At 37.2% G+C, this 18243-nt stretch carries 12 protein-coding genes and 1 pseudogene; 7 read left to right on the top strand and 6 right to left on the bottom strand.

The genetic code is table 11. The features are described 5' to 3' along the window. Positions 1–27: 27 nt before the first annotated feature. From AN490_RS02980 to AN490_RS02970, 3 genes are all read left to right on the top strand, one after another. The gene (locus tag AN490_RS02980) at positions 28–675 is read left to right on the top strand and encodes an ABC transporter substrate-binding protein (RefSeq protein ID WP_299999796.1); all 648 of its coding nucleotides are present in this window, start codon (positions 28–30) and stop codon (positions 673–675) included. 529 nt (positions 676–1204) lie between these two features. Next, entirely contained in the window at positions 1205–1441 is a 237-nt protein-coding gene (locus AN490_RS02975) for a hypothetical protein (RefSeq protein WP_299999794.1), read from the top strand. Positions 1442–1552: 111 nt separating this feature from the next. Next, positions 1553–2542 (top strand): PRC-barrel domain-containing protein, encoded by a 990-nt coding sequence (locus AN490_RS02970; RefSeq protein ID WP_299999792.1) that lies wholly within the window; start codon positions 1553–1555, stop codon positions 2540–2542. 36 nt (positions 2543–2578) lie between these two features. Here the strand turns inward: AN490_RS02970 and AN490_RS02965 are convergent, their stop codons facing one another. From AN490_RS02965 to AN490_RS02955, 3 genes are all read right to left on the bottom strand, one after another. Continuing rightward, on the bottom strand, positions 2579–3367 hold the full coding sequence (locus tag AN490_RS02965) for a hypothetical protein (protein WP_299999790.1): 789 nt from the start codon (positions 3365–3367) through the stop codon (positions 2579–2581). A 5-nt stretch (positions 3368–3372) separates the two neighbouring features. Next, the gene (locus AN490_RS02960) at positions 3373–4410 is read right to left on the bottom strand and encodes a DGQHR domain-containing protein (RefSeq protein WP_299999788.1); all 1038 of its coding nucleotides are present in this window, start codon (positions 4408–4410) and stop codon (positions 3373–3375) included. 222 nt (positions 4411–4632) lie between these two features. Further along, positions 4633–5943 carry a hemolysin family protein gene (locus AN490_RS02955; RefSeq protein WP_299999786.1) on the bottom strand — a complete coding sequence of 437 codons (1311 nt, stop codon included), beginning with the start codon at positions 5941–5943 and terminating at the stop codon, positions 4633–4635. Positions 5944–6224: 281 nt separating this feature from the next. Between AN490_RS02955 and mfd the strand changes: the two genes are divergently transcribed. From mfd to AN490_RS02935, 4 genes are all read left to right on the top strand, one after another. After that, on the top strand, positions 6225–9740 hold the full coding sequence (gene mfd / locus AN490_RS02950) for a transcription-repair coupling factor (protein ID WP_299999784.1): 3516 nt from the start codon (positions 6225–6227) through the stop codon (positions 9738–9740). A 107-nt stretch (positions 9741–9847) separates the two neighbouring features. Next, positions 9848–11125: an AAA family ATPase gene (locus tag AN490_RS02945; protein ID WP_299999782.1), complete on the top strand. Its 1278-nt coding sequence runs from the start codon at positions 9848–9850 to the stop codon at positions 11123–11125. A gap of 6 nt (positions 11126–11131) precedes the next feature. Beyond that, positions 11132–11881, top strand: coding sequence for a hypothetical protein (locus AN490_RS02940; RefSeq protein ID WP_299999780.1), 750 nt, complete (start codon positions 11132–11134; stop codon positions 11879–11881). A gap of 94 nt (positions 11882–11975) precedes the next feature. Then, positions 11976–15797, top strand: coding sequence for a DUF2157 domain-containing protein (locus tag AN490_RS02935; RefSeq protein ID WP_299999777.1), 3822 nt, complete (start codon positions 11976–11978; stop codon positions 15795–15797). Positions 15798–15867: 70 nt separating this feature from the next. Here the strand turns inward: AN490_RS02935 and AN490_RS02930 are convergent, their stop codons facing one another. The 3 genes and pseudogenes from AN490_RS02930 to AN490_RS02920 all read right to left on the bottom strand — a co-directional run. After that, a complete protein-coding gene (locus AN490_RS02930) occupies positions 15868–16680 on the bottom strand; it encodes a Uma2 family endonuclease (RefSeq protein ID WP_299999775.1) in 813 nt (270 codons plus the stop codon). Between the two features lie 218 nt (positions 16681–16898). After that, a complete protein-coding gene (locus AN490_RS02925; protein WP_299999773.1) occupies positions 16899–17990 on the bottom strand; it encodes a glycosyltransferase in 1092 nt (363 codons plus the stop codon). A gap of 49 nt (positions 17991–18039) precedes the next feature. Further along, a pseudogene (locus tag AN490_RS02920) lies at positions 18040–18243 on the bottom strand (hypothetical protein); the annotation flags it as partial.

Here is an 18243-nt window from a genome sequence, read left to right as displayed (position 1 = left end):
TGAAAGATATTACTAAGGTTCATTGTAGTGACGGATATAGCTACGTTTGACTACGGAAAACTACAATTTTATGAGATTAAATGCAGAGACGAATTCACCGCATCCCTAATTGCAGATGGTGGTCAGTTAATTAACATTGACTGCGATATGGCATCAGCTAGTTTCAATCCATCTACTTCTATTTCTCAAGCTATTAGCAGTGGAGCCGATGCTATTTTACTTACTCCTCACATCGATCAATTGGAAAAGTCAATTGACATTGCTCGCAGTAATAAAAGCCGACTAGCACTTTTCAGTAGTCCCAGTATGTATACGATACAAACATTGCAATCAGGTAGAAGTGATGTTAATGGGTTAACAATGCCTGTTGTCTGGCATCCTCAAATGGAAAAGGCTAGTGTTTTTACCAAACAAGCAACCAAGCTTTGGGGTGGTCAAGTTAACTGGCGGACGGCGACTGCTTACGATGCGACTCGGGCAATTATTCAGGGACTAGAAACAGCCAGCACACGGAGCGGACTACAAGCAACACTCAGCAATCCCAACTTTTCAACAATGGGAGCAGGAGATGTGGTGAAATTCTTACCTACTAGGGATCGCTATACTCGTCCCAGATTGGTGCAAGTAAGATCAACTACAGCCAAGTATGAATTTGTCCTAATTGATCCACAATAGGTCGAAATGGTGGAAATGTGACAATGCTGCCATGAACAGTCAAAGACTATAAACTAGGTATGGTGATTCGATAACTTGTGTGTACATCATAGCCCCTTTTTGACACTCTTAGGAAGCCAAGCTACTGAGATTCTACTGACAGAATTAGATTAAGGGTTTAGCCCAATCGAATGTAGGCTGATTCTAGGATGTGCTAATACTTGATAAACACTGGCGAAAACTGTCACCACCATTATGAACGGGAATGATCACCGAAATTCGTAGCTCTGTGCGTAAATTCATAAGACCTCGCGGTAAGTGGGAAACGAGCGTGTCTAAAGACGCTGAGAGGGAAGCGACACGAGCGGTTTTAACCGCTGTGGATGTTAAAATTGAAACCAGATTTTTGATTGGAATCTGGAAACCAACTCCCATTTCTGGGGTAATGTTAGCCTTGACCTGTTATAAGAGCTTGTTAGGCTGAAAGCACTGTTCCAGTGACCTTAGAACTAAAGAAAGCTCAAACTCTTTCCCTCTGTTCCCCTGCCTAATGCCAAGAACAATTATTTATGCCCCAAAAAGGTTAGATAAAGTAGAACGATTAGCTAGAATGATCAAACAACAGGCGGAGCAGGCACAGTTTATAGTTGTGAGTTTCCGCCGCCCGATGATAGAATCAGCACGGCGCACAATTGGCATAACTCAAGCCGGAGGTGCATATACTCAAGTTTTGGGTATTAAGTTAGGTGACAGGGAACAGGGAACAGGAAACAGGAAAGAAGTTTAGCAATGACAACTGACAACTGACCAATGACAAATTTCTGTTAAAAATAGTGATATACATAAACCGGATTCGAGATTGCCTACGGCACGCTACGCGAACAGGAAGAACTATAGAATGACTTCAGAACAAATAGTTAGACGTTCAGATATATTAAACACTCAGGTAATCACCCGCGACAACGGTAAGCGGTTAGGTATCGTGAGTCAAATCTGGGTTGATATTGATCAAAGAGAGGTTGTGGCACTTAGTCTGCGGGACAGCCTCATCTCTATTTCTAGTTTGCCTCGCAATATGTATCTCAACACCATCAACCAAATCGGTGATGTTGTCTTAGTTGATAACGAGGATGTCATCGAAGATGTGGAAGTAGAGATTCTCAGCAACCTGATGAACTGGGAAGTTATCACCGAAACAGGTGAAGTCTTAGGCAAGGTCAGAGGCTTTAAATTTAATGGCGAAACGGGTAAAATATACTCTATAGTCATTGCCTCCTTGGGATTACCGCAAATTCCTGACCAGTTTTTGAGTACCTATGAACTGTCCATAGATGAAGTTGTCAGCACTGGTCCGAGTCGCTTAATTGTGTTTGAAGGTGCTGAAGAAAGAGTAAACCAATTAACCGTAGGTGTTTTAGAACGGCTGGGAATTGGTAAAGCCCCTTGGGAACGAGATGCAGAAGAGGAATTTGGCTATACGCCCCCCCGCACAGTTGCCCCCAGCAATCAATTACCTAGCGGTGTACCCCTCCAAGCACCCCGGCCAAAAGTTCGCATTCCTGAACCCATAGCCCAGGAAGAGGAATGGACGGAAGACTACGTAGAGGAAGAAAGACCCCAGCGTCAAGTCATGAAAGCCCGTTCCTACGAGTCAATTCAGTATGATGAAGATGAAGAAGATAACTGGAGTGATGCAACGGTAAGGGATAGTTATCAGGAAGCGCCCAGAACCGCAGCCAAACCTGCTAAAAAGACCTACGCAGATCAGTATGATGACTATGATGATGATCTCGAAACTGATGCTTGGGATGATGCACCTAAGCCTGTGAATATTCCCAAAAAGGTCAAGGAACGACAGGTGGAATACGAAGAAGAAGGCGGATATTAAGTTTTGTAAACCCTCTCTACTACAAGTAGGAGGGGGTTATTTTTTATTCATAAGGAAGTTGTATATATCAGAAATTTGTCCTTTGTCATCATGAAATAATCGACATAAATATTTAATTTCATCTTCAATAAAAGCTATATTTCCTGTTGCTAGAATTTTATTGTATGTAATTTGGATAGTTTTGAGAGGATATGCAAGAATGGCATGATCTGGATCAAATAAATATAAATTTAGAGAGTCATTTAAATATTCATGGATTACTCTTCTCAATCCAGAGTTGATAATTTTTTTAAAGTGTTCAGGTACGTGAGGTTCAGAAAATTTAGCAATTTTATAATTTGCTTGTTCTCGTTTTTCCATTAACCATTCCAACGGATCTTGGAATTCAATCGGCTGAGAAATTAAAATAGGTTCTATATTATTTTTTTTAAATGTATCAATTACCAGTTTATGTGTTCCTGGTATTTTAGCTTTCTTAGGAATTGCTGATGCTTGTACATTCACAATAAATGGTGTATTTTTACTAGGGGAACTTCGTACATAAAATATACAAATACCATTTAGAGCTAAAAGAGACCTAAGTGCATAAAAAGTAGCATAATATAACTTAACAGTAGCCCATGTTAAAAAATTTCTATTGATACTAGAAGTCGCATCACCTACAGAAACTATAGATGAGTATAGATAACTAATAGCATCATTCTTTAAACATCTAGATAAGCCAGATGCTTGTGATTGATTGAGGGAATGTTGTTCAACTGTTGCAATTGAAAGATTACCAGAAAATATTGTTTGAGTGATGTATTGTTGTGCTTGATGAGTCACTTAAATTAAATTTCTATTCTTTTAGTAGGCTCAGTGATAGGATTAAAAATATTAACCAGTTTTTCATAAACATACTTCTGAGCAGATGTACCAGCCATACCACTCACTTCTGATTGAAATATCAGATTATCTGAAGTAAAGTTTAAAACATCTTGAATGGTTTCTATCTTGAAAGATGATTTGCTACTACAGTAGGGTATCACTTTTAGATGTAAAAATTCCATTGCACCAGCAAATCCTGAAGCGTAAAGAAATACATTTTCTTTGCGATCCCAATTTTTCTCATATTTTTCTCTAATTGCTATCATAAAATTCATGATGATCCGCTTTTGTATTTCCAGTTCAAATATACTAATCTGTTCAAAACGCCCTTTTTCTTCTACTAAAGGCTTGATAGACGTAATAGCGGTGGATAATGCGATTCCTCCTTTACGTTTTGCTGCTCCGGGAAATTTAATTTGATCATGAAAAGGAGAATCTTCAGTTTCATTGAGATAAATTGCAATATCTCTAGCCCTTACAGCAGCAGGATCTATAACTGATTCACTAGCAATACCATATAAATCAAAGACTAAACTAGGCGGTACAGTTTTTTGTTCAGTGTTAATTGCTAGAAAGATATCTGCACATTCTTTAGTAGTCAAATTCTCATATATAGCTACAGGAATTTCTAATTTAGCTATATCTTTAAGCTCATTAATCGCACTTTTAAGACCTGCAACCCTATGCTGTCCATCTATAATTTGTGCCGAACGTGATACATTCGCAAAAGAAATTTTTTTATCTTGCTTTTGCAATGAATTTTGAACACTTACCCAGTTAAGAATTATCGCTCCTGGATAATCGCCTCCTTCTAAAGTAAAATCTTTAATACTTTCAATTCTTTTAGGATTAAGTAAGCGTTGTACCGCACCAGGTCCATCATCCTTTCCACGTACAGATGCGTAACTAATATTAACCAGTATACCTGCTGGCAATTTAGTTAATATCAATTTTCTATTGATTTGGGTAACTTCTAAGTATGAAAAACTTTTTAATTCCATGTTTGACTCTGATTGATTTATTGACAATCTATTCGGTTCTACCGTTCCCCTTATGATCAAACATCCTTTTAATATATCTTTTTGAAAATATTAAAACCTCAAATCCAATTGGTGTAGGGGTTTCAGGGATATTTTACCGAAAATATCATAAAGGGAGCGGTAGAGCCATCTATTCCATTTTACACTGAATTGGAAGCATCTTCAGAATTAAAGATAAACCAATTACCCATTCCCCATTCCTTTGGGGACAACTAGCACTTTATCAACCCGATTTCCGTCCATATCCATAACTTCAAACCGCATATTATCCCATTCAAAATTATCTGCGGCTGCGGGAATCCGTCCTAAATGGGTGATCACAAAACCGCCTAATGTTTGATAATTTCCTCTTTCTTCATGTTCCAATTCTTCCAGATCAAATAGTTCTAAAAATTCTTCTATTCCTAACATTCCATCTACTAACCAAGAACCATCTTCTCGTTGTACAGCTTGGGGTTCTTCTTGTCCTGGTTCTGCGGGAACATCACCGACGATTTCACTCATAATGTCATTAAGAGTGACTAAGCCTTGAATTACGCCATATTCATCTACAACTAAAGCCATGTGTGTGACGGTTTGTTTGAATAATTCTAGAACTTTTAAACCGCGGGTGCTTTCCGGGACAAATACGGGTTGACGTAATCCTAGTGTTAAGTCAAAGGGTTCATTCCGTAAACTTCTCGCTAATAAGTCGGTGACAGGAATAATTCCCAGGACGTTATCTAATCCTTCTTGACAAATTGGATAGCGAGAATAGCCGTTTTCCACCATTTTGTGGCGATTTTCTTCAGGAGAGTCGTCTAAGTCTAACCAAACTATATCAGGACGGGGTGTCATAAAAGAGGTGACGGCGCGATCGCCTAACCGGAAAACTCTCTCTACCATGTCCTGTTCGGCTTCTTCAAATGTCCCCGCTTCTGTCCCTTGTTCTATGAGTATTTTAATTTCTTCCTCTGTAACTTGCGGTTCAGCAGAGGGGGTAATTCCCAAAATTCGCAATACTAAATCCGTAGAAGCAATCAAAATTTTAACTATAGGTGAAGCTATTTTTGCTAAAGTAGCCATGGGGATAGCTACTAAAGCCGCGATTTTTTCAGGGTTATTTAAAGCCAGACGTTTGGGGACGAGTTCACCGACAATCAGGGAAAAATAGGTAATTAGTAATACCACTACCCCAGAGGCGATCGCATTGCTATAATTCGCTAAAACTGGGACTAATTTGACATACTCTTCTAGTCTTTTGGCAATGGTAGCACCACTGAAGACACCATTAAGGATATTAATGAGTGTAATCCCTACTTGGACAATAGATAAAAAATGGTTGGGAGATTCTGCGAGTTTTAATGCAGCCCTTGCGTTGATATCTCCTTGATTGGCTAACTGCTGTAGTCTAACTTTCCGGGCTGAGACTACGGCCATTTCCGACATGGAAAATACACCATTAGCGAAAATTAGCACCAAAATCGTTAAAATTTCAAACGTGAAGGAAGACATTTTTAAAATTGCTGGTATAAAGAGTAAAAGTATACACAGGATGAGAAATCCAGTTTATTTAGACATTTTATTAGTATCCATTATTTTAGGTAATTCTTTGAATAATTTGACTATACACAAAGTAGTAGCTATATTTCTTCTATCTATTAGTAGTTAAGCTGGATTCTTTGCGATTCATCTTCTAGAGTGCCATGAAAACTTTTAAAATAGCTAATATAAACTGCTTTTAGATTTTGACATCAGCAGCGACTTCCTTTTTTAGCGTAAGATATTTGAAATATATGGCCTTTTCTTCTATTGTGCGTGCTTTGGCGCGATCGCCTCTTACCGCCGAACTAATTACCAAACTCAACAAACAACGGGAATTGCGGTTAAATGGGATTTCTCGGCTACCTAAGGGACTGGTAGCTTCAGCATTAGCAAACTATGAAGATCAGGATTTGTGCGTCGTCTGTGCCACTCTAGAGGAAGCTGGCCGGGTTTTCGCCCAAATGGAAGCAATGGGCTGGAAAACTGTGCATTTTTACCCAACGTCTGAAGCTTCTCCCTATGAACCTTTTGACCCTGAAAATGAGTTAAGTTGGGGTCAAATGCAGGTTTTAGCGGATTTGGTAAATGGTCAGTTGCAAAAGCAAAAAACTGCCATAATTGCCACTGTGGGGGCATTACAGCCACATTTGCCACCTCCGGAAGCGTTTAAATCATTTTGTTTAACCTTAGAAAAAGGGATGGAATTTGATTTAGATGGGTTTGGGGAAAAAATCACTCTTTTGGGATATGAAAGAGTTCCTCTCGTGGAAACTGAGGGACAATGGAGTAGACGGGGGGATATTGTGGATGTGTTTCCGGTGTCCTCAGAGTTGCCTGTGCGCTTGGAATGGTTTGGCGACGAAATTGAACAAATTCGAGAATTTGACCCCGCTACCCAACGTTCTGCTTTGGATAAGGTGGAAAAAATTACTCTCACCCCTACAAGTTTTGCACCTATTATTTCAGATGCACTGAAAGATTTACCAAATGTAGAGACGTTCCAGGGAATTTCTTCAGAGTTAGGAACATTAGAAGGAAGTCGGCGGTTTTTGGGGTTGGCTTTTACAAAACCCGCTTCATTATTAGATTATTTATCTGAAAATACTCTTGTCGCCATTGATGAACTAGAACAATGTTATGCTCATAGCGATCGCTGGGTGGAAAATGCTAATAGTCAGTGGTCAGTAGGGGCGAAACATTTAGAAGACCATTTTTTGCAACCACCGATAATTTATCTTCCAAATTCTTCGCCCGTACAGTTGTCAGTTGCATTACCGAAAATTCATCGAAACTTTGATGAGTGTATAGCGGAAATTGGCAATTTTAGAAAGTTATATTTATCGGAATTATCAGAAGAAAATAGTGGACTGAATTTAGCTAGTAGACCTTTACCTGTTACACCTCATCAATTTGCAAAATTAGGGGAAACAATTAGAAAAGAACGCGAACGCAATTTTGCAGTTTGGATACTTTCGGCTCAACCTTCCCGTTCTGTTTCTCTTCTGCAAGAACATGATTGTCCCGCGCAGTTTATTCCCAATCCCCGTGATTATCAAGCTATTGATAAACTGCAAATTAATCATATTCCAATTGCTCTTAAATATTCCGGTTTAGCAGAATTAGAAGGTTGTATTTTACCTTCTTATCGGTTGGTTATTGTCACCGATAGAGAATTTTATGGACAACATTCCTTAGCTAATTTTGGCTATGTCCGCAAACGTCGTCAAGCGACATCTAAACAAGTTGATCCTAACAAATTACGTCAGGGAGATTATGTAGTTCATCGTAGTCATGGAATTGGTAAATTTGTCAAATTAGAAAGTCTGACAATTAATGATGAAACCCGTGATTATTTAGTTGTTCAATATGCAGATGGTTTGTTAAGAGTTGCGGCTGACCAAGTTGGTTCTTTATCTCGTTTCCGCACTGGTGGAGATCAAGCCCCAGAATTACATAAAATGAGCGGAAAAGCTTGGGAAAATACGAAGAGTAAAGTTCGCAAAGCCATTAAGAAATTAGCGGTAGATTTATTAAAATTGTATGCAGCCCGTTCTCAACAACAAGGTTTTTCCTATCCTCATGATATGCCTTGGCAAGAAGAAATGGAAGATTCTTTCCCTTACCAACCTACCACAGATCAACTCAAAGCGGTACAAGATGTGAAACGGGATATGGAAAGCGAAAGACCGATGGATAGGTTAGTATGTGGAGATGTGGGTTTTGGGAAAACAGAAGTAGCAATTCGGGCGATTTTTAAAGCTGTTACCGCAGGAAAGCAAGTTGCACTTTTAGCCCCAACAACAATTTTAACTCAACAACATTATCACACAATTAAAGAACGTTTTGCCCCTTATCCTATAAATGTAGGTTTACTGAATCGGTTTCGCAGTGCGGAAGAAAAACGGAATATTCAAAAACGACTGGCTACGGGAGAATTAGATATAGTTGTGGGGACGCATCAATTATTAGGTAAAAGTGTCCAATTTAAAGATTTAGGACTTTTAGTAATTGACGAAGAACAAAGATTTGGAGTTAATCAAAAGGAAAAAATCAAAAGCTTAAAAACTCAAGTTGATGTTTTAACTCTTTCTGCAACTCCCATTCCCAGAACCTTATATATGTCATTGTCGGGAATTCGGGAAATGAGTTTAATTACCACACCACCTCCCACCAGAAGACCAATTCAAACCCATCTTTCACCGCTCAACTCCGATGTTATTAGAAGTGCAATTCGACAAGAATTAGATCGAGGTGGACAAGTATTTTATGTAGTTCCGCGAGTAGACGGAATTGAAGAAACCACGACAAAATTGCGGGAAATGGTTCCTGGAGGCAGATTTGCGATCGCTCATGGTCAAATGGACGAAAGCGAGTTAGAATCAACTATGCTGACCTTTGGCAATAATGACGCTGATATTCTTGTTTGTACCACAATTATTGAATCTGGTTTAGATATTCCGCGAGTTAACACAATTTTAATTGAAGATGCTCACCGTTTTGGGTTATCTCAATTATATCAATTACGGGGTCGGGTAGGACGGGCAGGAATACAAGCTCACGCATGGTTATTTTACCCCAAACAAAGAGAATTATCCGATGCCGCCAGACAAAGATTAAGAGCAATTCAAGAATTTACTCAACTCGGTTCTGGATATCAATTAGCAATGCGAGATATGGAAATTCGCGGTGTGGGAAATTTGCTAGGTGCAGAACAATCTGGTCAAATGGATGTGATTGGCTTTGATTTGTACATGGAAATGTTAGAAGAAGCAATTCGAGAAATTAGAGGTCAAGAAATACCCAAAGTTGAAGATACCCAAGTTGACCTTAATCTCACCGCATTTATTCCGGCAACTTACATTACTGACCTTGATCAAAAAATGAGTGCTTATCGGGCTGTAGCTACAGTAAAATCAAAATATGAACTCAAACAAATTGCTGCTGAATGGACTGATAGATATGGGACTATTCCAGTTCCAGCTAGTCAGTTATTACGAGTTATGGAATTAAAACAATTAGCTAAAAATCTCGGATTTAGTCGCATTAAACCAGAGAATAAACAGCACATTGTTTTAGAAACACCAATGGAAGAACCAGCTTGGAATCTCTTAGCAGAAAACCTCACTCCCACCATGAAAGCAAGGTTTGTTTATTCTCCTGGGAAGGTAACAGCCAGAGGTTTAGGAGTGTTTAAAGCAGATCAACAATTGCAGACTTTAATAGATACTTTTGTAAAAATGCAAGGGGCAATTTCGGAAAGTGCTTGAGTGTAGGGTGGGCAATGCCCACCATTTTTTATCTATTTCCGAAAATATAGTGTAAAGTATTAAGATAACGAGTAAGGTAAAAATAATTCTATTTTTGGGAGGTTACCATGTTCAAACAAGTTACTTTAGAGAATTTTAGAACTCACAAATCAACAACTATAGAATTATATCCAGTAACTTTGTTAATTGGTAATAACAATTCTGGAAAAACAAATCTTTTAGCAGGAATACAACATTTTTGTAATCTTGTCAGACGAGAAAATTCTGACAATAAAAAAAGTCAAACTATAAATGCTACTAGAGATTTATATCCACATAAATACAGGCTTGCTAAAGATGAAGAACCGATGTCATTTTCCATTTTATGGAATAACATAATTGGAGGAATTAATTATAAAATAGAAACATATGAAATAGATCCATTTTCGGATGCTTTTGGCTGTAAGGAAACAATAATTATCACATTAGCCAACAATGAAACACCAAAGGAAGTTAATAGTGTTTATGATCAGTCTGGATTTATTCTAGAATTAAGGAAAAAAATACAATTAGACCAAGATTTAAACAGAATAGAAAAAAGACTATGCGAATTATTTTTCTTGGATTTTGATAATATATTTAGTTATCATTTTCAACCTACATTTCTCAAACAAAAGGATCATCAGGATATAGATCAAAAACAAGACTTTGAAATAAGTGCAATCCCAGTATATTTGAGAGATAGTGTAATACCAATATATTTAAGAGAAACGGGAAGTAACTTTCAGTCACTTCTCCATCATGTAAAAGAAAATGAGCAACGTATATTTTCATCATTTATTGCTAAAATGAGAACTGTTGATACAAGTTTTATTGGAGTTCGTTATGATCCAAATCGTTCCAGTTTAATCTGGGAATTCGATTTAGGACGTAAGGGTTCTGTAGAAGAATTTATGCCAGATGTTGTATCAGATGGCTTTATGAAAATTGCTGTAATTAGTTTGCTGACATCATTAAAGAAACCACCTGCTCTAATCATGTTAGAAGAGATAGAAAATGGTATTAATCCAGGTAATATACAACAACTAATGAATTGGATTTGGCAAGCAACATCACCTAGTCAAGATGGTTTTGCAAAAACACAATTTATTTTAACTTCTCACAGCCCCTCTGTTTTAAGAGAATTTAATCAACATCCTGATCATGTTTATACAGTTCGTTTAGATAAACGTAGTCGTCAAAGTGATGTGAGAAACTTAAATACTGCACTTGATACCCTTGTGGGAATTGGAGCAATTAAAGATGATGAAGTAGAATATGAAACTGAAGAAAATACAGGTAAACAGTTAATAAAAATACCAAAATATCAGTTAGCAGAACTTTGGTACACAGGGACAATTGGGTAAAATATCATGAATACTATTAATGTGGGAATTGTTGGAGACGGGTTAACTGACTATAAAGTGTTTGGAAAAATTGTTGAATGTATTTTATTAGAAGAAATATCAGAAAATGTCAAATTTGATATTATTCCACTGATTAGAAAAAACATTTTTGATCATGTTCAAAAATACAAAAATGCCTGTCGCAAAAATCCTGAAGGGTATTACTTACCCAATAAAATAGCAGTAGAACTAAGAGATAGTATATGTGGTACAATTATCCAAGCTTTTGAGGAATTTAAAGATAATGTAGATATTTCCTATAGTGATATTCTTTTAATAACTACTGATACGGAACATATTCTTAAAGATAAAAATCAATATTTTGATACTTGGGCAATTAGTTTATCGCATATTTTGAGAGAAGCAATTGAAAAATTTTATGCTTTTCAAGCTAGAAATGAATATCCTAGAAAATATTTACCCATAATCATGCCTTTAACAACATTTCCCTCAATAGAAGTTCTTGTTGCTGCTGCGAGAGGAGAATTAAATAAAAATTATGGTAAAAATCCCCGCGAGTGGAAAGTTTTATTGTACAAAACCGAATATCCTCAAGATGAAGAAATCGAAAAACAGGCTCTAAATTATATCACACCTGAAAGTATAGACTATATTTTCAATGATTTACCTGAAGCAAGATTTTTTATTCAAACATTATCTTTGGGATTAAAACGTTGTTTTTTAAATAGTAAATCTAATTGTGAAAAATACATCTGATTGAGAGTTCTATTTTAGTAATTTAGTAATTTATGAAATTCTTCAGTCATCTTAAAAGGGCTATTTCTGATATACATTTACAGGGTTGCAGATTATGACATCACCTTTTGAACCATCCCAGAAAATTCCCATTAAACTACCATCTAATCATCCTGACTTATTATTAGGATTAGATGACTTATTAAATCTCGGTTTAATATCTGATGATCAAGTTAAACAAATAGCCCGTCAATATCTCATTTGTACCGTAGTATTTACCCCTGAGACTGAATCTGAACCAGAAGTAATTTATAGACCTCCTACAGCAGCAAAAAGACCGTTAATTGCAACTTTACCACCCATCACAAAACCACCTACGAAACCCAGTTTTGTTAATTCGATGCTGCAATCTTTTGGTGAAGAATTAAGTGTGCGGTGGTTGCTGTTTTTGGGTGTATTTTTAGTAGTGCTTTCTTCCGGAGTTCTGGCTGCAAGTCAGTGGGAAAGATTCCCCGCAGTTGGACAGTATGGGGTTTTATTTGCGTATACTTTGAGTTTTTGTGGATTTACATTTTGGGCGGGTAAACAAAGCAATTTAAGGTTAACTGCACAGACATTATTAATCGTCACATTGTTATTAGTTCCTATCAACTTTTGGGCAATGGATAGTTTTAGTTTGTGGCAAAATCCATTAAACTTAGTTGTGATGGGAATTGCGTCGCTAACCCTGACATTTATTACTAATCAACTTTGTCAAAACCGCAATATTATTACTAATTTTCCCAGTGGTAAATTACCTTTAATCAATATTATCGGGTTGAGTTATTTACATTGGGGTTGGAAGTTATCAAATTTTCCCCTAATTGCTGTTTATTTAGCAATGATAGGAACAACTACTATTACTGTTTACAATCAATTAACCCAACCCCAAGAAAATACAAATACAGAAACTCCACAATGGGGAATTAGTTTATATTTTACTTTCCTGATTTACGCTCTATTAACTTTACTGACAAGGGCTATTTTTATAGCTGGAGTTAATATTACTCAATTAGGTTTAGCAATTGGGATTTGCGGTGGTTTAGTAATTTGGTTATCAGAAAAAAATTCTTCTACAAATCCTTCTATCCTTTGGGAAGAATTAGGAAGAAGTTTACTTTTATTAGGTTGGTTAGTTTCAGTCATAACAGAACCAGTCCAAGCTATAATAGTCAGCATTTTAAGTTTGTGGGTTTTTAGTCGTCGGTTACAAAGATATAATTTACAACTTGATTTTCTAGCTATTTTCTTAATTGGTTTACAGACAATTTGGCTAGGTTGGCGGTTAGTACCTAATGAATTACAAAGATTAGTAATTAGCAGTGTTACTCATTTAACAAATTCTCAAAATGAACCTTGGGCATTATTGAGTATTGCTTTATTTCCCTACATCATATTAATGTTATGGCTAACAGATAAATTACATGATCAAGAAAATCAAGAATTGGCAGATTTTGGAGAATATGTAACTTTATTTTTAGGGATTTGTTTAACAATAATTAGCTTAGTAAATCCGACATTAAGAACGGCTAATTTTTTATTATCTACTATTACTCTAGCCACATTTATTCAACGTCGTGCAGCTTTTTCTCCTCCATTGATATACCTAACTCATGGTATGGGAGTATTGACGCTAATTTCTAGCATTAATTGGTTTTTACCAAGTTTAAATCAAGAAATTTGGGCTGGTATCTTATTAGCTATCATGATAGCTGAATGGGGATTTAGTCTTGGTGATGGTATCTGGCGACGGAGTGCATGGTATATTGGTTTAGTATTGGCTGCACTCAGTTTTTCTTTATTTTGGGAAAATTCTATAAGTAATTGGCAAAATCAAAACTCTTTAGGCGTAATTTGGTTAATTACACCTTTAGCATTAACAGGTTTAGCTATTCGTAACACTGAACCAAATCGCACCACTAACAGGTTTTTAAGTGTCTTCGCTGTAGGGATTTCTCAATTATTAACTTTACCATTACCAGGAATAAGATTAATCGGTTTGGGTGTGGGTATAGCGGTAATGTTAGTCCATACTCACTATTTAAGAAACCAAATATATGCAGGAATAATTATTGGTTTTGGATTAAGTTTCTTGACTGCATTATTAGGTGAAGGTGTATTTGGTTTAATCCAATTAAAAATATCAGGTTGGTTTGTCGTTACTGCATTAATAATACTGAGTTTATGGCTATGGCGTGGTGTACTTTTACGCAAAGGTACAGAATTGGCAATAATTTATGCAGCCGCAAGTGATAAATGGGCGATCGCATTATGTACAATAGAACTATCAGCCCTCACTCTCCATTCCAGCCTAATTTATCAAGGAACTATCAAAACCGAATATTTCTATATTATCACCACAGCCATAATTTTAGGGGCAATTGTCTATCGCAGTTGGGGACAATCTAAAGAAGCAGCATTTTATGGAATTGGTTGGTGTTTAGAATTATTAACAGCCGAAATCTTAGGATTTGGCGAACATTCAATCATTAGAATCGCCATAGCAAACATCATTCTCGGTTTAACAACTCAGCTATTTGGTGAATGGTGGCGACGCAAACATCAATTACAAACATTACCTAATAGTTTTCATATTCTCCCCCTTATTTATGGTGCATTTAGCGTCATTTTGCGATTAAATACCTTTGCCAATTTTACAGGTTTTTGTTCCCTGGGTGTAGCCTTAATTATCATTGGAGTAGGAAGACGACGGGAAGCATTTAAACCCCTCCTTTATTTTGGTATTATCGGCCTATCAATTTCCGCCTACGAACTCCTATTTTATCAAATGTCCCTATCTAAAGGAGAGGCTTTAGGTGATGGTTTAATTGCCATGTCAGCCCTTGGTACTAGCATCATGTATGCTTACCGTATCCTCACACCCTGGCTGATTAGTTATCTGGGTTTAAATTCTCAAGAATTAAAAAATATTGCCCATCTTCATTGGGTTTGGAGTAGTATTTTATTCCTTTTTGCTATGACTTTACCTATCCAAATTAACTCGTCTATCGTATTAGGAACAGGATTATTTTTAGTTCGCTATGCGATTTGGCAAGGAAAAGAAAATTCCCAAGAAACAAATCAAGAAGTCTGGGTTTATTTAGGTTTAATAGAAGTAGGAATGATTGGTATTTATTTACAAAATTTACCAATAGGAAGATTAATATTTGAGCAATTACTACCTTGGAATGGAGCGATATCCTGCCTATTTGCCTACTTCCTATATATTCTACCTTGGCAAAGATTAGGTTGGTCAAAAACGCCTTGGCAACGCACAGCATACATTCTCCCATTAATTATTGTAGGAACAACGGGACTAACAACCTATCCTATTACTTTAATTATCGTTGCTGCTTACTACGTCTTTTTAGCTAAAGTTGCCACACAAATCCGGTTTACATATATCAGTTTAATATTAATTGATTGGGCATTATTTACTTGGTTTAATGATTTAAACTTCAGAGATTCTCTTTGGTACGTTACACCAATTGGTTTATCTTTACTATATATTGCCCAAATAGATGAACAACTAAAATTATCAACAACCAAACCTCTCCGTCACAGTTTGCGAATGTTAGGAAGTGGTTTAATTTGCGGTTGGACAATTTTGTTTTATCAAAATCTGCCTTTTATCCCTGGTGTTTTTAGTCTGATTACTATTTTCGCTGGCTTAGGTTTAAAAGTCCGCGCTTTTCTTTATGTTGGTACAGGTACTTTTTTAATTACTAGCATTTACCAATTAGTAATTTTCAGTCTGAGTTATTCTTTCTTAAAATGGATTGTTGGTTTATTAGTTGGTATTTTGTTAATTTACATTGCTGCTAACTTTGAAACCCGACGCACTCAAATCACTGCCCTACTTCGCAATATTAGTGATGAATTTGCCAATTGGGATTGATTAGACATCTGGTGAAAAAAGTAGAGACGTTCCATGAAACATCTCTACAACAATTTTAGAAAACGCACATTTAATCAATTGGATCAATACCAAGTGCGCGTAATTGTTCTGCCAATCTTTCAGCCCGTTGACTTTCTTGTTCAGCCCGTTGGCGTTCCTGTTCAGCCCGTTGGCGTTCCTGTTCAGCCCGTTGGCGTTCCTGTTCAGTCCGTTGCTGTTCTTGTTCTACCTTTTCGACTGCCCAGGGTAACAGATTACCTGCTTGATCCCACCATCTTAGCCAGTAACCTATGCGCCCCTCTTTTTCTCCTTCCCACAATCCCAAAAATAATCCCATATCTGTAATCCAGTAGCGATTATTCTCGTCTGTTGGCTGTAATTTATACTGTCCTGACTCAATTTGATGAACTTCCAATTCAACCGTCAGGGGATCAAAAATTACATAGGTAGGAACTTGGAGAATTTGTTCATAAAAAAACCATTTTCCGGGGGGGAAGGCGCGTCTAGCTGAGTATTCTTTCCCGTCTGTATCTGAGCAAAATTCCATGACAACGCGGGGAATTTCTCCTTCCAGATGAGGTGTATAACTGCGTCTATCTGTTGTCCCAGACAAGGGTAAAACTGTCTGCACAAAAAACCAATCTGGGGCTTTAACAACAAGTTTGTCATTCATTGTGGCACATATGCCCAAATTGGCAGCTATCAGCATGGTGGATTGAATATATCCACTTAGTTCCAGACTTTCTCGTAATGCCCCAGCAATTAATGGTTGTGCAGTGTTTTCCACAGGTTCTTCTTCTAGGATAAAATCTTCGGGTAATGCTTCCCAAGAGATTGCTATTGTTGATAGTTGTGGAGCAGTTGAGATTGGAGTAGCCACCATAACTCTAACTCCCTGTTGTGAGGATTTTTCTAATTTATTATCGTCCCATTATAACTGAATCTTTAGATTCTTAATTTAACTGTTTGTGGAGTTGCTGAATTGGAGGATAAACTTGAAAAATCAGCAATTTCAAACTTTGTGTCTACCCTGCGGGATCTCTAAGAGAGATAGGACAAAACATAATTCATTTCCCTATTATCCAATGCCAAAAATTAGTATTAATCAGGTTGAGTAGAGGTCGAAAAACTTTCCTGAAAACTTAACTCCTCATATACAGCCAATGTTTCTTGGTGTACACGGGCAACATTTAACCATTCTAGATTTTCCTGCGATCGCTGTTTCCATTCCTGAAGTATATTTGCATCACTTAATAATTTTATTAATGCCTTAGCCAACTGATGACTATCCTGCGCCGGCACTAATATCCCCGCTTTACCATTATCCAAGGCCTCTGGGATACCGTCCACCTTCGTAGCCACAATCGCCAACCCTGCTTCCCTCGCTTCTGAAAGCACCAAACCAAAGGGTTCAAGGTGGGAAGCCAAGACAAAAATATCACAGGCTAGTAAATAACGTTGGGGTTCAGGCTGAAACCCTTCAAAGTGAATCCGATGACTAACAGCCGTTGCTTGGGCTTGAGACTCAAATATTTGTTTATCTGGTCCATTTCCGACCAAATATAAATGTACTGCGGGAAAATCCTGGGCAATTTCTTCAAAAGCCGCGATTAACTCAGTAATGCCTTTTCGTTTATACATTCCTGCTACGGTAGCTATCGCCGGACTTTGTAAACTTAAAGGTTGATAATCTGATATTTTCCGAGTTCGAGGACTACCCAATGTCCCATTACAAACTACCCGTAATTTCTGTTCAGGAATTCCCCGTCGCACCATCGAATTTTTGACAGCCTTACTAACAGCAATTACTCGGTCAGCTAAACCCATCAACACACTACTCCGTTGAAATTCATTATGGACAGTAGCCACTAAAATATATCTATTTTCCCATCTCAAAGCCCGCGCTAACACCACACCAGTCATCATGTGAGCATGAACTATATCTGGTTGAAATTCTTGCACAATTTTCCGATAAGCGATCGCTGCCTTAATCATTGTTATTGGCTGACGACTTTGGTTAATTTCGTAATGTTTAACACCAAATTGATTTAATAATTTTTCGTATCCCCCTCCCGCTGAAATTACCGCCACATCATCGCCAGATTGGGATTGTAAACAAGCCAGATCCACAGCTACATTGACAATACCATTACCGATTTCCTGGACATGATTTAATATATGTATGATTCGCATAAAGTTAAAAATGTGTATCAAAACTTAAATACATTTCAGCAAAGAAAGATTAATCATCTAATTCAAAGGGAACAGGGAACGGGCAACTTTCTAACAGGAAAAACTCATGTTTAAAAACATGAGATTGAAATAATGACACGGTCACTGAGCGGTGTCGAAGTGCTGTTTTTTTCGTGCTACGCATCTGGTAAAAACATCCTTTTTTTGACTGAGCTTTAAACTGGTGCAAATGAGTGTTTCTTATTTGCTCCCT

This window comes from Anabaena sp. AL09 (assembly GCF_001672255.1).
Taxonomy (GTDB): Bacteria; Cyanobacteriota; Cyanobacteriia; order Cyanobacteriales; family Nostocaceae; genus Dolichospermum; species Dolichospermum lemmermannii.
Note: the sequence above shows the minus strand (reverse complement) of the source record. Positions and strands in the feature narration are given on the sequence as shown.